Origin of the sequence: Kocuria dechangensis (genome assembly GCF_014636775.1) — a bacterium.
Classification (GTDB): Bacteria; Actinomycetota; Actinomycetes; order Actinomycetales; family Micrococcaceae; genus Kocuria; species Kocuria dechangensis.
On record NZ_BMEQ01000014.1, the window covers coordinates 90,883 to 111,285 of the forward strand.

General features: G+C 72.6%; 17 protein-coding genes and 2 tRNA genes. 6 read left to right on the forward strand and 13 right to left on the reverse strand.

Features of this window, described 5'->3' with window-relative positions:
- Nucleotides 1-219 precede the first annotated feature (219 nt).
- Entirely contained in the window at nucleotides 220-1,020 is an 801-nt protein-coding gene (locus IEW07_RS13090; RefSeq protein WP_188537926.1) for an SDR family oxidoreductase, read from the reverse strand.
- An 87-nt stretch (nucleotides 1,021-1,107) separates the two neighbouring features.
- Between IEW07_RS13090 and valS the strand changes: the two genes are divergently transcribed.
- A complete protein-coding gene (valS, locus tag IEW07_RS13095) occupies nucleotides 1,108-3,744 on the forward strand; it encodes a valine--tRNA ligase (RefSeq protein WP_188537928.1) in 2,637 nt (878 codons plus the stop codon).
- A 194-nt stretch (nucleotides 3,745-3,938) separates the two neighbouring features.
- On the opposite strand, the gene IEW07_RS13100 is transcribed toward valS, so the two are convergent.
- The 6 genes from IEW07_RS13100 to IEW07_RS13125 all read right to left on the reverse strand — a co-directional run bounded on the left by IEW07_RS13100 (nucleotide 3,939) and on the right by IEW07_RS13125 (nucleotide 9,253).
- Nucleotides 3,939-4,544, reverse strand: a complete 606-nt coding sequence (locus tag IEW07_RS13100) for a mycothiol-dependent nitroreductase Rv2466c family protein (protein WP_188537930.1) — start codon at nucleotides 4,542-4,544, stop codon at nucleotides 3,939-3,941.
- 65 nt (nucleotides 4,545-4,609) lie between these two features.
- Nucleotides 4,610-5,905: an ATP-dependent Clp protease ATP-binding subunit ClpX gene (gene clpX, locus IEW07_RS13105; RefSeq protein ID WP_188537932.1), complete on the reverse strand. Its 1,296-nt coding sequence runs from the start codon at nucleotides 5,903-5,905 to the stop codon at nucleotides 4,610-4,612.
- Nucleotides 5,906-6,050: 145 nt separating this feature from the next.
- Complete coding sequence (locus IEW07_RS13110) at nucleotides 6,051-6,728, reverse strand: ATP-dependent Clp protease proteolytic subunit (protein ID WP_188537933.1); 678 nt, start codon at nucleotides 6,726-6,728, stop codon at nucleotides 6,051-6,053.
- A 58-nt stretch (nucleotides 6,729-6,786) separates the two neighbouring features.
- Nucleotides 6,787-7,389, reverse strand: a complete 603-nt coding sequence (locus IEW07_RS13115; RefSeq protein ID WP_188537964.1) for an ATP-dependent Clp protease proteolytic subunit — start codon at nucleotides 7,387-7,389, stop codon at nucleotides 6,787-6,789.
- 246 nt (nucleotides 7,390-7,635) lie between these two features.
- Nucleotides 7,636-9,069 (reverse strand): trigger factor, encoded by a 1,434-nt coding sequence (gene tig / locus IEW07_RS13120; RefSeq protein ID WP_188537935.1) that lies wholly within the window; start codon nucleotides 9,067-9,069, stop codon nucleotides 7,636-7,638.
- A 111-nt stretch (nucleotides 9,070-9,180) separates the two neighbouring features.
- Nucleotides 9,181-9,253, reverse strand: a tRNA-Pro gene (locus IEW07_RS13125).
- Nucleotides 9,254-9,504: 251 nt separating this feature from the next.
- Between IEW07_RS13125 and IEW07_RS13130 the strand changes: the two genes are divergently transcribed.
- Both IEW07_RS13130 and IEW07_RS13135 read left to right on the forward strand, forming a co-directional pair.
- Nucleotides 9,505-9,575: transfer RNA gene (locus IEW07_RS13130), tRNA-Gly, on the forward strand.
- 288 nt (nucleotides 9,576-9,863) lie between these two features.
- Nucleotides 9,864-10,532, forward strand: a complete 669-nt coding sequence (locus IEW07_RS13135) for a methyltransferase domain-containing protein (protein WP_188537937.1) — start codon at nucleotides 9,864-9,866, stop codon at nucleotides 10,530-10,532.
- A 14-nt stretch (nucleotides 10,533-10,546) separates the two neighbouring features.
- Here IEW07_RS13135 and IEW07_RS13140 read toward each other — a convergent pair whose 3' ends face one another.
- Together IEW07_RS13140 and IEW07_RS13145 are read right to left on the reverse strand one after the other, a co-directional pair.
- Nucleotides 10,547-11,440, reverse strand: coding sequence for an Fpg/Nei family DNA glycosylase (locus IEW07_RS13140; RefSeq protein WP_188537939.1), 894 nt, complete (start codon nucleotides 11,438-11,440; stop codon nucleotides 10,547-10,549).
- A complete protein-coding gene (locus IEW07_RS13145) occupies nucleotides 11,441-11,962 on the reverse strand; it encodes a ribose-5-phosphate isomerase (RefSeq protein ID WP_188537941.1) in 522 nt (173 codons plus the stop codon).
- Between the two features lie 198 nt (nucleotides 11,963-12,160).
- Here IEW07_RS13145 and pepN point away from each other — a divergent pair, with 198 nt between their 5' ends.
- Both pepN and IEW07_RS13155 read left to right on the forward strand, forming a co-directional pair.
- The gene (pepN, locus tag IEW07_RS13150; protein ID WP_188537943.1) at nucleotides 12,161-14,728 is read left to right on the forward strand and encodes an aminopeptidase N; all 2,568 of its coding nucleotides are present in this window, start codon (nucleotides 12,161-12,163) and stop codon (nucleotides 14,726-14,728) included.
- Between the two features lie 203 nt (nucleotides 14,729-14,931).
- Nucleotides 14,932-15,351: a globin gene (locus tag IEW07_RS13155; protein ID WP_188537966.1), complete on the forward strand. Its 420-nt coding sequence runs from the start codon at nucleotides 14,932-14,934 to the stop codon at nucleotides 15,349-15,351.
- 20 nt (nucleotides 15,352-15,371) lie between these two features.
- Here the strand turns inward: IEW07_RS13155 and IEW07_RS13160 are convergent, their stop codons facing one another.
- Both IEW07_RS13160 and IEW07_RS13165 read right to left on the reverse strand, forming a co-directional pair.
- The gene (locus tag IEW07_RS13160) at nucleotides 15,372-16,040 is read right to left on the reverse strand and encodes a DUF8185 domain-containing protein (protein WP_188537945.1); all 669 of its coding nucleotides are present in this window, start codon (nucleotides 16,038-16,040) and stop codon (nucleotides 15,372-15,374) included.
- Between the two features lie 4 nt (nucleotides 16,041-16,044).
- Nucleotides 16,045-16,530, reverse strand: a complete 486-nt coding sequence (locus tag IEW07_RS13165; protein WP_188537947.1) for an acyl-CoA thioesterase — start codon at nucleotides 16,528-16,530, stop codon at nucleotides 16,045-16,047.
- A gap of 75 nt (nucleotides 16,531-16,605) precedes the next feature.
- Between IEW07_RS13165 and IEW07_RS13170 the strand changes: the two genes are divergently transcribed.
- A complete protein-coding gene (locus tag IEW07_RS13170) occupies nucleotides 16,606-17,496 on the forward strand; it encodes an acyl-CoA thioesterase (protein WP_188537948.1) in 891 nt (296 codons plus the stop codon).
- 171 nt (nucleotides 17,497-17,667) lie between these two features.
- Here IEW07_RS13170 and ettA read toward each other — a convergent pair whose 3' ends face one another.
- Complete coding sequence (ettA, locus tag IEW07_RS13175) at nucleotides 17,668-19,350, reverse strand: energy-dependent translational throttle protein EttA (protein WP_188537950.1); 1,683 nt, start codon at nucleotides 19,348-19,350, stop codon at nucleotides 17,668-17,670.
- A gap of 122 nt (nucleotides 19,351-19,472) precedes the next feature.
- Nucleotides 19,473-20,087, reverse strand: coding sequence for a single-stranded DNA-binding protein (locus IEW07_RS13180; protein WP_188537952.1), 615 nt, complete (start codon nucleotides 20,085-20,087; stop codon nucleotides 19,473-19,475).
- Between the last annotated feature and the right edge of the window lie 316 nt (nucleotides 20,088-20,403).

A 20,403-nucleotide genomic window follows, 5' to 3' on the forward strand; every position in this document is an offset into this window, starting at 1 on the left:
CGCCGCTCGTTGACTGCTGTGACGGGCTTACCCGTTCGGTTCTACTGGGGACCGCCCGTGCGGGGACGGTCCCGTTCTTCCGAAGGCTCCCCGGTGATGGCCGGATCGACGCCGAGATGACTGCCCCCATGTTAACCCACCCCCGAGCACGCCCGCGAGAGCGCGGCCGGGGACGCCCGGGGCGTTCCCGGCCGCGCTCTCACTGGCGGAGGGGCGGGGCTACCGGCGCAGGAGCTTGTGCGGGGCCGCCTGGGCCACGGGCTTGATGGTCACGGTGTCGAGGTCCACGTGGTGCGGCAGGTTCACGGCGAACGCGCAGACCCGGGCGACGTCCTCGGAGGTCAGCGGCTTCTCCACGCCCGCGTAGACCTTCTCCGCGGCCTGCTCGTCCCCGCCGAGCCGGTTGAGGGAGAACTCGGGGGTCTGCACGAGCCCGGGGGCGATCTCCACGACGCGGACGTTGTGCTCGGCCTCTTCCAGGCGCAGCGCCTCCGTCATGGCGCGCTCGGCGAACTTCGCGGCGTTGTAGCCGCCGCCGCCCTCGTAGGTCCGGTGGGCGGCGAGCGAGGTGAGGTTCAGGACGGTGCCCTCGCCGTTCTCCCGCAGGGCCGGCAGGAACGCCCGGGTCAGGCGCATGGTGCCGATGACGTTGACCTGGTACATCCACTCCCAGTCCTCGGTGCGGGCGTCGGCCACCCAGTCGGTGCCGCGGGCCCCGCCGGAGATGTTGAGCAGCGCGTCCACGCGGCCCTGCTCCTCGAGGACCTGGCCCCGCAGGGCGTCGACGTCGGCGTCGGAGGTGATGTCGCACGGCGCGGCGATCGCCCCGGTCTGCCGGGCGAGCTCCTCGAGGCGCTCGGCGCGGCGGGCCACGGCGTAGACGGTCCAGCCCGCCCGGCGCAGCTCGCGGACGGTGGCCTCCCCGATGCCGGTGGACGCGCCGGTGACGACGGCGACCTTCCCGGCGTGCTCGCCGGCGCGGGTCCCCTCGGGCGTGGTGCTTCTGTGCTGTTCGGTCATGGGCACCACGCTAGCGGTGGCGGCCGCGGCGCCCAAGCATCCGGGAGCCCGCGTCCCGGCCCGCGGGCTCGTGAGAGACTGGTCGGCATGGCTGACAACTCGCAGGGCACAGACACGCCCGGACCCACGCCCGTGACCGTCCCCGACAAGCCCGTCCTGGAGGGGCTGGAGGAGAAGTTCTCGACCCGGTGGCGGGAGGCGGGCACCTTCCGCTTCGACCGCGACACCGAGCGCTCCGCCGTCTACTCCATCGACACCCCGCCGCCCACCGCGTCGGGCTCGCTGCACGTGGGGCACATGTTCTCCTACACGCAGACCGACGTGATCGCCCGCTACCAGCGGATGACCGGCAAGAACGTCTTCTACCCGATGGGCTGGGACGACAACGGCCTGCCCACCGAGCGGCGCGTGCAGAACTACTTCGGCGTCCGCTGCGACCCGACCCTGCCCTACGACCCGGGCTACCAGCCGCCGGCGAAGCCCGCGAAGAACGAGCGGGACTTCGACCAGGTCTCCCGCAGGAACTTCATCGAGCTGTGCGAGCAGCTGGCCGTGGACGACGAGAAGGTCTTCGAGGACCTCTTCACCCGCCTGGGCCTGTCCGTGGACTGGGACCTGACCTACCGCACCATCGACGACCACTCGCGCCGGGTCGCGCAGAAGGCCTTCCTGGACAACCTGGCCGCCGGCGACGCCTACCTCGCCGACGCCCCCACCCTGTGGGACGTCACCTTCCGCACCGCCGTGGCCCAGGCCGAGCTCGAGGACCGGGAGCGCCCCGGCGCCTACCACCGCGTGGCCTTCCACCGCCCGGGCGGCGAGCCCGTGCTCATCGAGACCACCCGCCCCGAGCTGCTGCCCGCGTGCGTGGCGCTCGTGGCCCACCCCGACGACGAGCGCTACCAGCCGCTGTTCGGCACCACCGTCACGTCCCCGCTGTTCGGCGTCGAGCTCCCCGTCGTGGCCCACCGCCTGGCCAAGCCGGACAAGGGCTCGGGCATCGCCATGATCTGCACCTTCGGCGACCTCACCGACGTCACCTGGTGGCGCGAGCTCGAGCTGCCCACCCGCCCGGTGGTCGGCCGCGACGGCCGCATCCTCGCCGAGACCCCCGAGTGGATCCGCGGCGAGGGCCCCGCGGCCGCCTACGCGGAGCTGGCCGGCAAGACCGTGTTCTCCGCCAAGGAGAAGGTCGTGGAGCTGCTGCGCGAGTCCGGGGACCTGGACGGCGAGCCCAAGCCGATCGTCCACCCGGTGAACTTCTACGAGAAGGGAGACAAGCCCCTCGAGGTCGTCACCTCCCGCCAGTGGTACATCCGCAACGGCGGCCGCGACGCCGAGCGCCGGGAGCGCATGCTCGCCCGCGGCGCCGAGCTCAACTGGCACCCCGCGTTCATGAAGGCGCGCTACGACGACTGGGTGGGCGGCCTCAACGGCGACTGGCTGATCTCCCGCCAGCGCTTCTTCGGCGTCCCGATCCCCGTCTGGTACCCGCTGGACGCGCAGGGCGAGCCGGTCTACGGCTCCCCGATCGTGCCGGCCCCCGAGCAGCTGCCCGTGGACCCGGCCGTCGAGCCCGCCCCCGGCTACGACGAGTCCCAGCGGGACCAGCCGGGCGGCTTCGCCGGCGACCCCGACGTCCTGGACACCTGGGCCACGTCCTCGCTCTCCCCGCAGATCGTCACGGGCTGGGGCCACGACGCCGACCTGCACGCCAAGACCTACCCCATGGACCTGCGCCCGCAGGCCCACGAGATCATCCGCACCTGGCTGTTCTCCTCGGTGGTCCGCGCCGACGCCCTCACGGACTCCCTGCCGTGGACCGACGCCACGATCTCCGGCTGGGTCCTGGACCCGGACCGGAAGAAGATGTCCAAGTCCAAGGGCAACGTGGTGGTCCCCACCGACACGCTCGAGAAGTTCGGCTCCGACGCCGTGCGCTACTGGGCGGCCTCCGCGCGGCTGGGCGCGGACACCGCCTTCGACGAGGGGCAGATCAAGATCGGCCGCCGCCTGGCCATCAAGCTGCTCAACGCCTCGAAGTTCGTGCTCGCCCAGGGCGTCACCGAGGCCTCCGTGCTCCGCGCCGGCTCCCCCGCCGGCGTCGTGACCGACGGCCTGGACCGGGCGCTGCTCGCCCAGCTGGCGGCCGTGGTGGAGCGCGCCACCCAGGCGTTCCAGGACTACGAGTACGCCCGTGCGCTCCAGCTGACCGAGTCGTTCTTCTGGACGTTCACCGACGACTACGTCGAGCTCGTCAAGGACCGCGCGTACGGGGCCCGCGGCGACGCCGCCCAGGCGTCGGTGCACGCCGCGCTCGCCACGACCCTGGACGCGCTGCTGCGGCTGTTTGCGCCGTTCCTGCCGTTCGCCACGGACGAGGTCTGGTCCTGGTGGCGCGCCGGCTCCGTGCACCGTGCGGCGTGGCCGACCACGGAGGGCTTCGCCGCGCTCGTGGCCGACGCCGACCCCGAGGTCCTCACCACCGTGGGCGAGGCGCTGTCCGGGCTGCGCAAGGCGAAGTCCGAGGCGAAGGTCAAGCAGCGCACCGAGGTGCGCTCCGCCACGATCACCGGCTCCCCGCTGGAGGTGGCGCGGCTCGAGGCCGGGCTGGGCGACCTGAAGGCCGCCGGCAACGCCACCGAGCTGCAGCTCGTGGCGGGCGAGGCCGGCCTGAGCGTGCGCGACGTGGAGCTGGCGCCCGCCGAGGAGCCGGCCCGGTAGCCGCAGGCTCCGGGCGCGCCGAAAGCTCCGGGCGCAGAGCACGGACGGGCCCGGCCACCTCGCGGTGGCCGGGCCCGTCCGTCGTCTCCCGCGGCCGTTCTCCGCCCGTCCCGCGTCCGGCGCGCTCGCCGTCCGGGTGTGGCAGGCCGGTCGCCCGGACACGCGGGCGGTCAGCCGGTCAGCCGGTCAGCCGGTCAGTCGAAGATGGGGTCCGCCGTGCGGGAGCGCTTGATCTCGAAGAACCCGGGGTAGGACGCGAGGGCGATCGCCCCGTCCCACACGGTCCCGGCCTCCTCGCCCTTGGGCGCCGGTGACATCACGGGGCCGAAGAACGCGGACCCGTTGAGCGCGATGACGGGCGTGCCGACGTCGTCGCCCACCCGCTCCTGCGCCTCGTTCTGCGAGGCCCGGACGAGGTCGTCCCAGCGGTCGGTGTGCGCCTCGGCCGCGAGCTCCGCGGGCAGGCCCACGTCCGCCAGGGACTCGGCGACCACGGTGTCGAAGTCCTTCTCCCCGCCCGGGTGGATGCGGGTGCCCATGGCGTCGTACAGGGGCTTGACGACCTCCTGGCCGTGCTGCTCGCGGGCGGCGACGATCACGCGCACCGGGCCCCACGCCTTCTGCAGGAAGGACCGGTAGTTCTCGGGCAGCTCGTCCCGGCCCTCGTTGAGGACGGCGAGGGACATCACCCGCCAGTCCACCTCGACGTCCCGGACCTTCTCCACCTCGACCATCCAGCGGGAGGTCATCCACGCCCACGGGCACGCGGGGTCGAACCAGAACTTCACCTGATCAGCCATCAATTCACTCCTCGGGTGTCCGCCCCGCCGGGGTGGCGGGGCCGTCACCCGGTACAAGCCGCGGGTCAGGCCGTTTTGTTCCGGTGCTGCTCCTCGCGGATCATCTCGTGGGTGATGATCTCGGGGTCGGCCCCCTTGCCGACGGACTCCGCGGTCACGAGCACGGCGGCGATGTCGTCGCGGCTGGGCAGCTCGAACATCACGGGCTGCAGGACGTCCTCGAGGATCGCCCGCAGACCGCGGGCGCCGGTGCCGCGCTGGATCGCCAGCTCGGCCACGGCGGTCAGCGCCTCCGGGTCGAAGGTCAGCTCGACGCCGTCGAGCTGGAACATCTTCTTGTACTGCTTCACGAGCGCGTTGCGGGGCTCGGTGAGGATCCGGGTGAGGTCCTCGACGGTGAGCTCCCGCAGCGTGGTCACCACCGGCAGGCGGCCGATGAATTCGGGGATGAGCCCGAACTTCAGCAGGTCCTCCGGCATGACGTCGTCCATGGCCTCGGCCCGGGGGCCCGCCTCGCGGAGGGAGGCGCCGAAGCCGATGCTCGTGCGCCCGGCCCGGGAGTCCACGATGTCCTCCAGCCCGGCGAACGCGCCGGCCACGATGAACAGGACGTTCGTGGTGTCGATCTGGATGAACTCCTGCTGGGGGTGCTTGCGCCCGCCCTGCGGCGGCACGGAGGCCACGGTCCCCTCGAGGATCTTCAGCAGCGCCTGCTGCACGCCCTCGCCCGACACGTCGCGGGTGATGGACGGGTTCTCGGACTTGCGGGAGATCTTGTCGATCTCGTCGATGTAGATGATGCCGGTCTCGGCGCGCTTGACGTCGTAGTCCGCGGCCTGGATGAGCTTGAGGAGGATGTTCTCGACGTCCTCGCCCACGTAGCCGGCCTCGGTCAGGGACGTGGCGTCCGCGACGGCGAAGGGGACGTCGAGGCGGCGGGCCAGCGACTGCGCCAGGTAGGTCTTGCCGGAGCCGGTCGGGCCGACCAGCAGGATGTTGGACTTGGCGATCTCCACGTCCTCGTCCCCGGCGGCGGTGGCCAGGGACAGGGGCTTGCCGCCCTCACCGGCGCGGACCCGCTTGTAGTGGTTGTACACCGCCACGGACAGCGCACGCTTGGCGGTGTCCTGGCCGATCACGTACTTCTGGAGGTGCTGGTAGATCTCGTGGGGGGTGGGCAGCTCCTGCTGCTCGAGGTCCTTGACCTCGGTCAGCTCCTCCTCGATGATCTCGTTGCAGAGCTCGATGCACTCGTCACAGATGTACACCCGGGGGCCCGCGATGAGCTTGCGGACCTGCTTCTGGCTCTTGCCGCAGAAGGAGCACTTGAGCAGGTCCGCGGTCTCGCCGATGCGCGCCATGAAACAGTCCTCTGGTCGGGGAACGGGAATCCTCGTCCTAGGATAGGCGAGGACGGGTGCCCGGCCCAACACCACCGTGCCCCGGGGCGCCGGCGCCCCGGCGGGCCGCCGCGCACCGGGGTCCGGTGGAGCGGGTCCGCGGTCGTCAGCCGGTGACGGTCGCGGGCTTGTGGATCTTGCGGGACTCGAGGACGTGGTCCACGATCCCGTATTCCTTGGCGGCGGCGGCCGTGAGGATCTTGTCGCGCTCGATGTCGCGGTTGACCTCGGCGGCGGTCTTGCCGGAGTGCAGGGCCAGGGTCTCCTCGAGCCACTCGCGCATGCGCATGATCTCGTTGGCCTGGATCTCGATGTCGGAGGCCTGGCCCCCGCCCTGGCCGGACATCGCCGGCTGGTGGATGAGCACGCGGGCGTTGGGCAGGGCCAGGCGCTTGCCCGGGGTGCCGCCGGCCAGGAGCACGGCGGCGGCGGACGCGGCCTGCCCGAGGCACACCGTCTGGACCTCGGGGCGGATGAACTGCATGGTGTCGTAGATCGCCGTCATCGCGGTGAACGACCCGCCCGGGGAGTTGATGTACATCGTGATGTCCCGGTCGGCGTCCTGGGCCTCGAGCACCAGCAGCTGGGCCATGACGTCGTCGGCCGAGGCGTCGTCGACCTGGACGCCCAGGAAGATGATCCGGTCCTCGAACAGCTTGGTGTAGGGGTTCTGCCGGCGGTAGCCGTACGGGGTGCGCTCCTCGAAGTCGGGGAGCACGTAGCGGCTGGTCGGCAGGGCGGCCGCGGAGCCGGCGGTGGACGAAGGTCCGTGGGTGTAGGTCATCGTTGAAATCCTCGAGAGTCTCTGGGCTGCCAGGTCGTGGGGTGGGACCGCCGAGGTCCTACTTCTGGTCCTTCATGGTCCCGCCGCCGCCGGTCATGCTGCCGGCGCTCTTGGCGATGTGGTCGAAGAAGCCGTACTCCAGGCCCCGCTCGGCGTCGAACCAGTTGTCGCGGTCGGCGTCGCGGAGGATCGTGTCCAGGTCCTGGCCGGTCTGCTCGGAGGTGAGCTCCGCCAGGCGCCGCTTCATCGACAGGATCAGCTCGGCCTGGACCTTGATGTCCGAGGCGGTGCCGCCCATGCCGCCGGAGGGCTGGTGCATGAGGATCCGGGCGTTGGGGGTCGCGTAGCGCTTGCCCTTGGTGCCGGAGGACAGCAGGAACTGGCCCATCGAGGCGGCGAGGCCGGTGGCCACGGTCACGACGTCGTTGGGGATCAGCTGCATGGTGTCGTAGATGGCCATGCCCGCCGTGACGGACCCGCCCGGGGAGTTGATGTAGAGGAAGATGTCCGACTCGGGGTCCTCGGCCGAGAGCAGCAGCATCTGCGAGCAGATGAGGTTCGCGTTGTCGTCGCGAACCTCGGAGCCGAGCCAGATGATGCGCTCCTTGAGGAGGCGGTTGTAGACGTAGTCGTCCTGGCCGCCCATGGGGCCGCCCTGCATGCGCGGGCCGGTGGAGGCGTGGGTCGAGCCGAACGTCGGCTCGTGAGCGGAGGTCATGAAACGGTACCTCTTTCGTCCGTGTGGTCCGGTGATCTCTCTGAGAACACTAGTGCCCGGCCCGCGCCCGGTCCGGCCGTCGCCGCGGTTGTTCGCTGATGGCGCATGGTGGCCGTCACGGCCCCGCCGACGGCGAAGGCGCCGCCGTTCCGGGAGGAACGACGGCGCCTTCGGATGCGCTTCAGGAGCTCACTTGGCGGAGTCCGGGGAGTCGGCCGACTCCGGGGACTCGGGGGACTCGGGGGACTCCGGGGACTCGGGCGAGCCCTCCTCCTCCGTGCCGGGGGCCGGGGCCGCCGTGGTCTCCTCCGGGGCGGGCTCGCCGGCGGTCTCCGCGCCCTGCGGGCGGACGAACTCGGAGAGGTCCACGGGGTTGCCCTCGGAGTCGGTCACCTCGGCGTACTCCAGGACCTTGGCGAGGGCCTTGCGACGGCGGACCTCGCCGACCATCAGGCCGGCCTGGCCGGAGGAGTCCAGCAGCTGGGCGAACTGGTTCGGGTCCATGCCGTACTGCTGGGACATGTTGACGATGTAGTCGATCAGCTCGGACTGCTCGACGCCGATCTCCTCCTGCTCCGCCACGGCGTCCAGGACGATCTCGTTGCGGAACGCGGACTCGGCGTTCTTGCGGACCTCGTCGCGGTGCTCCTGGGTGTCGTGGTCGGCCTCGGCCTGCGGGTTGTCGAAGTGCTGGGCGATCTGCTCCTCGATCACGGCCTCGGGCACGGGGATCTCGACGAGCTCGAGCAGCTTCTCGAGGACCTTGTCGCGGGCCTCGACGCCCTGCTCCACGACGGCGGCCTCGGAGGCCTGCTTCTTCAGGTCCTCCTTGAGCTCCTCGATGGTGTCGAACTCGGAGGCCAGCTGGGCGAACTCGTCGTCGGCCTCGGGCAGCTCGCGCTCCTTGACGGCGCTGACCTTCACCTTGACGGTGGCGTCCTGGCCGCTGTGCTCGCCGCCGGCGAGCTTCGTCTCGAAGGTGGCGTCCTCGCCCGCGGACAGGCCGGTGATGGCCTCGTCCATGCCCTCGAGCATGGTGCCGGCGCCCACCTGGTAGGACAGGTCGTTCGCGGCGTCGACCTCCTCGCCGTCGATCAGGGCCTGCAGGTCCAGGGTGACGAAGTCGCCCTCGGCGGCCGGGCGGTCCACGGTCTTGAGCGTGCCGAAGCGGCCGCGCAGCTCGTCGAGCGCCTTCTGCTCGTCCTCGGCGGAGGCCTCGCGGGCCTCGACCTCGACCTTGAGGCCCTTGTAGTCCGGCAGCTCGATCTCGGGGCGGACCGTCACGTCGATCTCGACCTTGGTGTCGGCCTCGCGGTCGCCCTCCTCGGGCTTCGCGACGACCTCGACCTGCGGCTGGGTCAGCGGGGTGATGCCGTTCTCCATCAGCGCCTGCTGGAAGAAGGTGTTCATGCCCTCGTTGAGCGCGTTCTCGACGACGAAGTCGAAGCCGACGCGCTGCTCGATCAGCCGGGCGGGGATCTTGCCGCGGCGGAAGCCGGGGACCTGGATCTGGTTCGCGAGAGACTTGTAGGTCTGGTCCAAGAACGGCTTGAACTCCGCGAACGGGACGTCCACCACGATCTTGACCTGCGTGGGGTTGAGTTTCTCGACGGCGCTCTTCACTTCCGCTGTACTCCTGAGTGGTAGGTCGGTTGGATGTTCTCGGGACCGCACGTTCCGGTCCGGGCAGTCGGAATGGCGGCTGCCCGGCGGGGCCGGGCAGCCGCTCCAACGTCGGGGCGACAGGACTCGAACCTGCGATCTCCTGCTCCCAAAGCAGGCGCGCTAGCCACTACGCTACGCCCCGTCTCCTGCGGCCTCGGCCGCAGCGACTGCGGTCCGCCGCACGCGCACGGACCACCGGCGAGTCTACCGGTAGCCCGGACGGACCCGCACCTCGGCCCGCCGCGGCGCCCTCGGGGGGCCCGCCGGCAGAACCTTCGGGCCCGACCGGCGGCGGCGCCCCGGGGGCCGGGGCCGGCGTACTGCCGGAGGTCGCCGCGCGCCCGGGGGATTTGACAGCGTGCGCGCCGGACCGGTTAATGGGTATGGCCCGACGGGGATGTAGCTCAATGGTAGAGCCTCAGTCTTCCAAACTGATTACGCGGGTTCGATTCCCGTCATCCCCTCCTGTCGCACGAACGCCCCAGTCCTCCTGGACCGGGGTGTTCGTCGTCCCCGGCCCCGGCCCCCGCCCGGACCGGCGCCTCCCCCGCCGAGCCCCCCAGCCGCTGGACACCTCCCCCGCCGAGTCCCCTCCGATACGGCAGATCCCCACGAGAGCACCGGGGGAATTGCCGCGCTTGAGGGAACTCGGCGCCCGGAGAGCCGGAAGGATGGAGACTCGGCGCAGGAAGATCCTGGCTCGGGGCGCGGAACCCGGGACGGCGGGCGCGGGCCGGGCGTATCCTGCCGCCATGTGCTGCTGCTGCGGGCCCGCCGGGTACGAGCGCGTGTTCGGCCCCCGGTTCGCCCACCACCTCGCCCGCCGCTACCGGCGCCGCGGGCTCGACCGGACGACCCGCCGGATCGCGGATCTGCTCGCCGCGCAGGACATCGCGGGCGCCGAGGTCCTGGAGATCGGCGGCGGCGTGGGCGACCTGCAGCTCGAGCTGCTGCGCCGCGGCGCGGCCCGCGCCACGAACCTCGAGCTGGTGGACTCCTACGACGCCGACGCCGCCGGGCTGGCCGCCGCCGCCGGGCTCGCGGACCGCGTGGTGCGCCGCCTGCTGGACGTCGCCGAGGAACCCGGCGCGGTCGCCGCCCACGACGTGGTGGTGCTCAACCGGGTCGTGTGCTGCTACCCCGACCACGAGCGCCTCCTGGGCGCCGCGGCCGACCACGCCCGCCGGCTGCTGGTGTTCAGCCACCCCCCGGGCGGGCGGGCCGGGCGCGCCGCGGCCGCGCTGCTGAACCTCGGCTACCGGGCCGCGCGGCTGCAGTTCCGCAACTACGCCCACTCCCCCGCCGCGATGCTCGCGGTGCTGCGCCGCCACGGCCTCGAGCCGGTGGCTGCGCTGCGGGGCCCGCTGTGGCAGGTGGTGCTCCTGGCTCGCACCGGTCCCGGCAGCCGGCAGGACGGGTGACCGGCGGCCCGGCCTCAGCCCTGGCAGGACGGGCACCAGAACAGGCTGCGCCCCTCCAGCTCCCCCGCCGCCACGGCCGTGCCGCACCGGCGGCACGGCAGCCCCTGGCGCTTGTACACGAGGTGCGCATGCGCGGGCCACGCCTCGGCCTCGGCGACGCCGGGGCGGTCGGCGGGGTCCGTGGTGACGATCCTGCCGAGCCGCACGCCCGTGCGCATCAGCGCCACGACGTCCGCCCACAGCTCCCGCAGCGGCTCCTCGCCGAGGGAGCGGCCCGGCGCCATCGGGTCGATCCCGCGGCGGAACAGGGCCTCCGCGCGGTAGATGTTGCCCACCCCCGCCACGACGGCCTGGTCCATCAGCAGCGCGCCCACCGGGCGGCGGCTGCGGCGGACCGCCGCCACGAACGGGCCGGGGTCGGCGTGCGGGTCCAGCGGGTCCGGGCCCAGCCGCGCCCGCACGGCCTCCGCCTCGGCGCGGGTCTCGAGCACGCACACCGTGGGCCCGCGCAGGTCCGCCCAGCCCTCGTCCCCGACCAGCCGCACCCGCACCGCCCCGACCGGCGGGGGCGGGACGAGCGGGCCGCAGGAGGGGACGGCGTCGTCGTCGTGGACCTCCCGCTCCCCGATCCGGCGCGGTGCGCCGATCGAGGAGGCGCCGCGGAAGCGCTCGGTGCCGCCGAAGCTCCATGCCCCGTAGAGGCCCAGGTGCGAGCGCAGCACCCGGTCCCCGGCGAAGTCGAGGAACAGCTGCTTGCCGTGCGCGCGGGCGCCCTCCAGGACGGCCCCGTCCAGCGCCGCGGCCCCGGCCGCGAAGCGCCCCTGGGGGGAGCTCACGGCCAGGCGCTGCCCCGCGAAGCAGTCGGCGAACTGGCGGGCGAGACGGTGGATCGAGTGGCCCTCGGGCACTCAGGCCTCCCGGGCGGCCGGGTGCTCGCGGGGGCGCAGGCCCTCCAGCTTCCCGGCGACGGCGCCGGTGGCCTCGTACTCGGCGATCTGGCCGATCCGGCGCACGTGGCGCTCGTCGCCGCTGAAGGGCTCGGCCAGGAACGCCTCGACGATCGCGAGGGCCTCCTCCCGGGAGTGCTGGCGCCCGCCCAGGGCCACGACCTGCGCGTCGTTGTGCTGGCGCGCGAGCCGCGCCGTGTCCAGGCTCCAGGCGAGGGCAGCGCGGATGCCGGCGACCTTGTTCGCGGCGATCTGCTCGCCGTTGCCGGACCCGCCGAGCACGATGCCCAGCGAGTCGAGGCCCCGCTCGCGCTCCTCCCGGACGGCGAGCGCGGCGCTGATGCAGAACGCGGGGTAGTCGTCCAGGGCGTCGTAGGTCTCCGGGCCGTGGTCGACGAGGTCGTACCCTGCGGCGACGAGCCGCTCGACCAGGTACTGGGAGAGGTCGAGGCCGGCGTGGTCGGTGGCGATGTGGACGCGCATGGTCGGGAGCTCCTGGGATCGCGGGTGGGGCGGGCCCGCGGCCGCGGGCCCCTCCCAGGGTAGTGCGTCCCGGGAACCCGGGACGCCGGGTATCGGCACCTCCCGGCGGGCCGGTGACCCGGCTGTCATAATGGACGGACTCCCCGCGACCGGACCGGCCGCGGACGCCCCCTGACCCCGACGAGAGGACGGCACCCTGTGCCCGGAACCAACCTGACGCGCGAGGAGGCGGCCCGCCGGGCCGAGACCGTGGCGGTGGACGCCTACGACGTCGTCCTGGACCTCACCCGCGGCGAGCGGACCTTCCGGTCGACCACGACGGTGCGCTTCCGCGCGACCTCCGGCGCCTCCACGTTCGTCGACGCGATCACCGACGCGGTGCACTCCGTGGTGCTCAACGGCACGGAGCTGGACCCGGCGGAGGTCTCGGACGGGGTGCGGATCCGGCTGCCGGAGCTCGCCGAGCAGAACGTGCTCGTGGTGGACGCCGACTGCCTCTACATGAACACCGGCGAGGGCCTGCACCGGTTCGTGGACCCGGTGGACGACGAGGTGTACCTCTACACGCAGTTCGAGGTCGCCGACACCCGGCGGATGTTCGCCGTCTTCGAGCAGCCCGACCTCAAGGCGACGTTCGCGTTCACCGTGACCGCCCCGGACCACTGGACCGTGGTCTCCACCCAGCCCACCCCGGAGCCCGTGCCCACCGGCGAGGGGACCGCCACCTGGGCGTTCTCCCCCACCCCCGTGGTGCCCTGCTACGTCACCGCCCTCATCGCCGGGCCCTACGCGTCGGTGCACGACGAGCTCACGAGCGCCGACGGGCGCACCATCCCCCTCGGCCTGTACGCCCGGCGCTCCCTGATGGAGCACGTCGAGGCGGACGAGATGTTCGGGATCACCAAGCAGGGCTTCGAGTTCTTCGAGGCGCAGTTCGGCGTCCCGTACCCCTTCGAGAAGTACGACCAGCTGTTCGTCCCGCAGTTCAACGCGGGCGCCATGGAGAACGCCGGGGCCGTGACCTTCGTGGAGGTCTACGTCTTCCGCTCCAGGCCCACGCAGGCGCGCGTGGAGCGGCGGGCCATCACGGTCCTGCACGAGCTGGCGCACATGTGGTTCGGCGACTTCGTGACCATGCGCTGGTGGAACGACCTATGGCTCAACGAGTCCTTCGCGGAGTTCATGTCCACGCTCGCGGCCGCGGAGAACACCCGCTACCGCAACGCGTGGACCACCTTCGCGGCCGGGGAGAAGTCCTGGGGCTACGAGCAGGACCAGCTGCCCACCACGCACCCCATCAAGGCCGAGATCCGGGACCTCGAGGACGTCCTGGTCAACTTCGACGGCATCACCTACGCCAAGGGCGCCTCGGTGCTCAAGCAGCTGGTGGCGTGGGTGGGCCAGGAGCAGTTCATGGCCGGGCTCAACCGGTACTTCGCTCGGCACGCCTGGGCGAACACGGAGCTGCGGGACCTGCTGGTCCAGCTCGAGGAGGCCAGTGGGCGTGACCTCGAGGACTGGTCCGCGAAGTGGCTGGAGACCGCCGGGGTCAACACCCTGGCCCCGGTGCTCGAGACGGACGAGGACGGGGTGATCACCGCCTTCCGCGTCCGGCAGACCGCGCCCGAGGAGCACCCCACGCTGCGCCCGCACCGCCTGGCGATCGGCTTCTACGACCACGACGGCGACCAGGGCAAGCTCGTACGCACGCACCGGGTCGAGCTCGACGTCGACGGCGCGTCCACGGAGGTGCCGGAGCTGGTGGGCCGGGAGCTGCCGGACCTCGTGCTGCTCAACGACGACGACCTCGCCTACGCGAAGATCCGCCTGGACGAGTGCTCGCTGGACACCGCCCTGACGCACCTGAAGAACTTCGAGGACACCCTGCCCCGCGCCCTCGTCCAGGCCTCCGTGTGGGACGGGGTGCACGACGGCGAGACCCCCGCCCGCCGCTACGTGGAGCTGGTGCTCGGCAACATCGCCCACGAGACCGACTCGACCGGCATCCAGGTCCTGCTCAAGCAGCTGGACACCGTGCTCGAGGGCTACGTGGCGGAGCCCGTGCGCGACGCCGTGGAGCACGACGCCGCCGACCGGCTGTGGGCCCTCACCGAGGAGGCCGCCGCCGGCTCCGACCAGCAGCTGCAGTTCCTCAAGGCCTTCGCCCGCCACGCCCGCACCGACGCGCAGCTCGGGGTGCTCGAGGAGCTCCTCGCCGGGGACCGCGCCCTGGCCGGGCTGGAGCTGGACACCGACCTGCGCTGGGCGGTCCTCACCGCCCTGTGCGCCGGCGGGCGGCGCACCGAGGCGGACGTCGAGGCCATGCTCGCCGAGGACAACACCGAGAACGGGGCCATCGCCGCGGCCCGCGCCCGCGCCGCCGTCCCCACGGCCGAGGCCAAGGCCCGGGCGTGGCGGCAGATCGTGGTCGAGGGCTCCCTGCCCAACTCCCTCCAGGAGGCGGCCATCGACGGGTTCCGCACCACCCACGACCCCGCACTGCTGGAGCCCTACGCCGAGCAGTACTTCGCGGCCGTGCCCGGCGTGTGGCGCACCCGCACCCACGAGCTCGCCCAGCAGATCGCCACGGGCATGTTCCCCAACCTCCCGACCCGGGCGACGGTCGACGCCGCCGACGCGTTCCTGGCGCAGCTGCCCGAGGACCTGCACGGCCTGCGCCGGCTCGTGCTGGAGCGCCGGGACGCGGTGTTCCGCGCCGTGCGCGGGCAGGCCGTGGACGCGGCCTACGAGGCGGTGCGGGCATGAGCGCGCCGCAGGGCCCGGGCACCCCGGCCACCCCCGAGCGGCCGGAGCAGACCGAGCAATCGGAGCAGACCGAGCAATCGGGGCAGCCGGGGCAGCCGGACCGGCAGGCCCCCGGGGCGCCGCGCACCGACCCGGCCGCCGCGGCCCCGCCGGGCGCCCGGTCCTTCGCGGTGGGCACGCCGCTGTCCCAGGTGCGCCGCCCCGTGCCGCAGGTCGGGGACGGGCGGGAGCAGGCCGAGGCCGGCGCCGCGGCGTCGTTCTACGACCAGGTGGGCGGGCACGAGACGTTCGTGAAGCTCGTCCACGAGTTCTACGCCCGGGTGGCCGAGGATGAGAGGTTCCGCGCGCTGTACCCGGAGGACGACCTCGGGCCGGCGGAGGAGCGGCTGCGGATGTTCCTGGAGCAGTACTGGGGCGGGCCCACCACGTACTCCGAGCAGCGGGGGCACCCCCGGCTGCGGATGCGGCACATGCCGTTCGCCGTGGACTCGTGGGCGCGGGACACCTGGCTCCGGCACATGCGCGCCGCGCTGGACACCCTCGAGCTCTCGCCGCTGCACGACGGGATCCTCTGGGACTACCTCGACCGCGCCGCCCACGCGATGATCAACCGGCCGGGCTGAGCCGGCCGGGCCCGGCGCTCCTAGCGCTTGACGAGGACGTGCCCGCCGGGGGCGCTCAGGCGCACCCAGCGGCCGTTCTCGGCCACGGCCACCTGTTCGCCGGGACGCAGGAACCCCAGGGACCACGCCGCGAAGGCGGCGCCGTCGGGCACCGGGCCCCCGGTCAGGGCGCCGGCCACGGGCTGCGCCCAGGCCGAGGAGCGGCCCCAGACCTGCGAGCGCACCGTGTCGACGACGGCGGAGCCCGCGTCCACGGGCACGGTGCGGGCGACCTCGGCGATCCCGGCCCGGGCGGCCTCGCGCACGGTGTCCGCGGCCACGGCGCCCACCGGGGCCCAGCCGCCCAGCGGCGGGGCGATCCCGGCCCACGAGACGGTGGCGTCCATGGGCGGGAGCCCGACCTCCGCGGTGTCCTCCTCCTGCCGGGGCATCCGGTCGAGGACGGCGCCGAGGGAGACCGTGACGTCGAGCGGCTGCTCCTGGGCGAGGGCGGCCGTGCGCAGGCCCAGCACGGTGGGGGTCCGGTCGAGCAGCCCGTGGGGCTCGAGCACGCACACGTAGATGCCCAGGGCGCGGCCGCGGGACTGGAAGCGCACGGCGCCCTGGGCGTCCAGGCTCCGGGCGCGGGAGAGGAAGGTGCGCAGGTCCGCGACGGCGCGCGGGTCGGTCAGGGCGAGGGAGCGGGCCACGGCCTCAGGCCCCGGCCGTCGCGGGGCGGCGGGCGAAGCGGGTGGGTTCGTCCGCCCACTGCCCGAGCAGCGTCCGCTGGAGCTCGGTGAGCCGGGCCGGCCGCCCGGTGGCCCGGTCGATCTGCACGACGACGGTCTGCGCCACGGCGTAGACCCGGGAGCCGTCCTCCTCCTGCACCGCGTAGTCGAGCACGAAGCTGGACCCGCCCACGGCGGAGACCCACACCCGCACGTGGATCGGCTCGGCGCGGTACAGCAGCTGCTCCGTGTACTCGATCTCCTGGCGGCCGATCACGGTGAGCCGGTCCCCCACCTCGTCCCGGAACGAGGTCTCGCGGTCGAGGCCCCCGACCGTGCCGGCGGGGACCCGGCGCGCGGTGAGCAGGACGCGGGCGTCCTCGAGGTACTGGAGCATGGTCACGTTGTTGACGTGGCCGTAGCTGTCGATGTCGCCGAAGCGCATCTGGATGGGGATCAGCAGCGAAGACATGTCCTCCATCCCATCACATCCCCTCCCGCGCCGGGACGTCGCCGGGCCCGATCCGGGCTTGGCTAGAGTGAGCCCATGACGTACAGCCCCATCGCGGACCCCACCCAGGCCCTGCTCGACATGCTCGACCTCGCGGACGGAGGCGGCGCCCGCACGCTCGAGGACATCTTCGTGGGCCACTCCATCTCCCCCGGCCGCGGCCGCGTCTACGGCGGGCAGGTGCTGGCGCAGGCCGCGACCGCCGCCATGCGCACCGTGGAGACGGAGCGGATCATCCACTCCCTGCACGGCTACTTCCTCCGCCCCGGCGATGTCTCCCAGCCGATCACCTTCGGGGTCGAGCGGATCCGTGACGGCCGCTCGTTCTCCGCCCGCCGCGTGCACGCCTACCAGGAGGGCAGGGCCATCCTCTCGGCGATCGCGTCCTTCCAGGTCCCGGCCCGGGGCCTGGACCACCAGGACGAGGCGCCCCGCAACCTCCCCGACCCCGAGTCCCTGCCGACCGCCGTGGAGCTGCTGGGGCACATCGACGCCCCCGAGGCCCGGTCGGTCGCCTACGAGCGGCCCTTCGACATGCGCTACATCACCGAGCCGATCTACTTCACCCCGGACTCCCGGGGCGAGCCGTTCAACGCCGTGTGGATCAAGACGCTCAAGCCCCTGCCGGACGACCCGCACGTCCACCGCGCCGCCCTCGCCTACGCGAGCGACTACACCCTGCTCGAGCCGATCCTGCGGCTGCACGGCAAGACGTGGACCGAGCGGGGGATGAACCTCGCCTCCCTCGACCACGCCATGTGGTGGCACCGGGAGGCCCGCGCCGACGAGTGGGTCCTGTACGTGCAGTCCTCCCCCAACGCGTCCTCGGCCCGCGGCCTGGGCGTGGGTCGCATGTTCACCCGCGACGGCAAGCTCATCGCCACTACTGCCCAGGAGGGCATGATGCGCTTCCCGGAGTTCCACTAGGGGCACCGCCGGGAGACGCCCCGGGGCGCGAGGGGTCGTGACCTGCCCCCAGCGCTGAGGGGCCGCACCCAGCGCGCTGCAACGCCGAGGGGGCCGGTCCTGCCGGAACGAGCTGCTCGTTCCGGCAGGACCGGCCCCCTCGGTGTGTCCGTGGGACGGGTCAGGACCCGGTCAGTCGCGGGTCAGGCGACGGTGGGTGACGCGGTGGGGACGCGCGGCGTCGGCGCCGAGGCGCTCCACCTTGTTCGCCTCGTACGACTCGAAGTTGCCCTCGAACCAGTACCACTTGTCCGGCTCCTCCTCGGTGCCCTCCCACGCGAGGATGTGGGTGGCCACCCGGTCGAGGAACCACCGGTCGTGCGAGACGACCACGGCGCAGCCCGGGAACTCGAGCAGCGCGTTCTCGAGCGAGCCCAGGGTCTCCACGTCGAGGTCGTTGGTCGGCTCGTCCAGAAGCAGGAGGTTGCCGCCCTGCTTGAGGGTCAGCGCCAGGTTCAGGCGGTTGCGCTCACCGCCGGAGAGCACCCCGGCCTTCTTCTGCTGGTCCGGGCCCTTGAACCCGAACGCGGAGACGTAGGCGCGGGACGGCATCTCGACGTTGCCCACGTTGATGTAGTCGAGCCCGTCCGAGACGACCTCCCACAGGGACTTGTTCGGGTCCAGGTTCTCGCGGTTCTGGTCCACGTAGGAGATCTTGACGGAGTCGCCGATCTTCAGCTCGCCGCCGTCGAGCGGCTCGAGGCCCACGATGGTCTTGAACAGGGTCGACTTGCCGACGCCGTTGGGCCCGATCACGCCCACGATGCCGTTGCGCGGCAGCGTGAAGGACAAGTCCTTGATGAGGGAGCGGTCCCCGAAGCCCTTGCGCAGGTTCTTCGCCTCGATCACCAGGTTGCCCAGCCGGGGTCCCGGCGGGATCTGGATCTCCTCGAAGTCGAGCTTGCGGGTCTTCTCCGCCTCGGAGGCCATCTCCTCGTAGCGGGCCAGACGGGCCTTCGACTTGGCCTGGCGGCCCTTGGCGTTGGAGCGGACCCACTCGAGCTCGTCCGCCAGGCGCTTGGCCTGCTTGGCGTCCTTCTTGCCCTGGATCTCCATGCGCTGGCGCTTGGTGTCCAGGTAGGTGGAGTAGTTGCCCTCGTACGGGTAGAGCCGGCCGCGGTCGACCTCACAGATCCACTCGGCCACGTGGTCGAGGAAGTACCGGTCGTGGGTCACGGCGAGCACGGCACCGGCGTACTCCTTGAGGTGCTGCTCGAGCCACAGCACGGACTCGGCGTCCAGGTGGTTGGTCGGCTCGTCGAGCAGCAGGAGGTCCGGCTTCTGCAGCAGGAGCTTGCACAGGGCCACCCGGCGGCGCTCGCCACCGGAGAGGACCCTCACGTCGGCGTCCGGCGGCGGGCAGCGCAGGGCGTCCATCGCCTGCTCCAGCTGGGAGTCGAGGTCCCAGGCGTTGGCGGCGTCGATGTCCTCCTGGAGCTTGCCCATCTCCTCCATGAGGGAGTCGAAGTCGGCGTCCGGCTGGGCCATCTCCTCCGAGATCTCGTTGAAGCGGTCGAGCTTGGCCTTGATCTCACCGACGCCCTCCTCGACGTTGCCGAGGACCGTCTTGTCCTCGTTCAGCGGCGGCTCCTGCAGGAGGATGCCGACGCTGTAGCCGGGGCTGAGCCGGGCGTCGCCGTTGGACGGCTGATCGAGGCCGGCCATGATCTTCAGGATGGTGGACTTGCCCGCCCCGTTGGGTCCCACGACGCCGATCTTGGCGCCCGGGTAGAACGACATGGTGACGTCGTCCAGGATGACTTTGTCGCCCACGGTCTTGCGGGCCTTGGACATTGTGTAGATGAATTCCGCCATGGCCTCAAGGCTACCCCGCCCTGTGCCCGCCGGGTTGCGGGGCCGCTCGACAATGCCCGGACACGCGCCCGGACACGCGCCGGGTGCCGCCCCGGTGCGCCGCGACCCCGTCCCCGGGCGGCTCAGGCGGTCGCCGGCTGCCGGCCGGTCTTCGAGCGGGCCGAGGGGTTGGCCGAGGAGCCGGCCTCGGAGCCAGCCCCTGGAGCGGCGCCGCCGTCCGTGTCCAGCAGCTCCCCCGTCTCCGGGTCGACGTCGTCCGGCACCTGCGTCCGTGGTTCCGCCGACGCTCCTTCTCCGGTTGCGGCGTCGTGCCCCTCGCCCTGGTCCCCCGCCCCGTCCGCGGCCGGGCTCGAGGCGGCCGGGCCGGCGGGCGGCGCGGAGCTGATGGTGCGCTGGAAGCCGGCGGTGCCGAGCGCGAGGTCGTGCCCGATGGACACGGCGTCGAGGTCCACGGCCGTGTTGCGGCCGTGCTCGCCCTCCCAGAAGCGCACCTTCAGCCTGCCGACGACCACGACCGGCTGGCCCTTCTTCACGCTGGCGAGGGCGTTGAGCCCCAGCGCGCGGAAGGCCTGGACGGTGAACCAGTTGGTGTGGCCGTCCCGCCAGCTCGCGGTCTGCGCGTCGTACCAGCGCGGGGTGGAGGCGAGGCGGAAGGCCACCACCACCGTGCCGTCGGGCAGGTTGCGGGACTCCGGGTCCGTGGCGACGTAGCCGCGGACGGTGATCTGCTCGGTCATCGGGAACTCCTCTTGGGCGACGGCCGGTGCGGCCTGGGCTGACCCCGGTGGCGGGGTGACCCCAGGCTCCCGTGCGGGCGCCCGGCGGCGCGGAGACGGGCGAGCCCGTGTGGACGGCCGGGGCCGACGACCCCCGGCGGAGGTCCCTGTGCAGGGAGGACGACGTGACCTCCCGCCCCGGACGGGACCGGGACACGTCGGAGGCCCCGCACAGGTGCGGGGCCTCCGACGTGTCCCGGGAGCCGGAACGGCCTAGACGGTATGTAGTGACCGCCCGGGTGCGCTGGGGGTTGCGGGCCGGGGCCTCACTCACTGA

What these genes read in the sequence shown, in the direction of transcription:
- IEW07_RS13090 (WP_188537926.1), bottom strand. Translation starts at nt 1,020, where the DNA reads ATGACCGAACAGCACAGAAGCACCACGCCCGAGGGGACCCGCGCCGGC.
- valS (WP_188537928.1), top strand. Translation starts at nt 1,108, where the DNA reads ATGGCTGACAACTCGCAGGGCACAGACACGCCCGGACCCACGCCCGTG.
- IEW07_RS13100 (WP_188537930.1), bottom strand. Translation starts at nt 4,544, where the DNA reads ATGGCTGATCAGGTGAAGTTCTGGTTCGACCCCGCGTGCCCGTGGGCG.
- clpX (WP_188537932.1), bottom strand. Translation starts at nt 5,905, where the DNA reads ATGGCGCGCATCGGCGAGACCGCGGACCTGCTCAAGTGCTCCTTCTGC.
- IEW07_RS13110 (WP_188537933.1), bottom strand. Translation starts at nt 6,728, where the DNA reads ATGACCTACACCCACGGACCTTCGTCCACCGCCGGCTCCGCGGCCGCC.
- IEW07_RS13115 (WP_188537964.1), bottom strand. Translation starts at nt 7,389, where the DNA reads ATGCAGGGCGGCCCCATGGGCGGCCAGGACGACTACGTCTACAACCGC.
- IEW07_RS13135 (WP_188537937.1), top strand. Translation starts at nt 9,864, where the DNA reads ATGTGCTGCTGCTGCGGGCCCGCCGGGTACGAGCGCGTGTTCGGCCCC.
- IEW07_RS13145 (WP_188537941.1), bottom strand. Translation starts at nt 11,962, where the DNA reads ATGCGCGTCCACATCGCCACCGACCACGCCGGCCTCGACCTCTCCCAG.
- IEW07_RS13165 (WP_188537947.1), bottom strand. Translation starts at nt 16,530, where the DNA reads ATGTCTTCGCTGCTGATCCCCATCCAGATGCGCTTCGGCGACATCGAC.
- IEW07_RS13170 (WP_188537948.1), top strand. Translation starts at nt 16,606, where the DNA reads ATGACGTACAGCCCCATCGCGGACCCCACCCAGGCCCTGCTCGACATG.
- ettA (WP_188537950.1), bottom strand. Translation starts at nt 19,350, where the DNA reads ATGGCGGAATTCATCTACACAATGTCCAAGGCCCGCAAGACCGTGGGC.
- IEW07_RS13180 (WP_188537952.1), bottom strand. Translation starts at nt 20,087, where the DNA reads ATGACCGAGCAGATCACCGTCCGCGGCTACGTCGCCACGGACCCGGAG.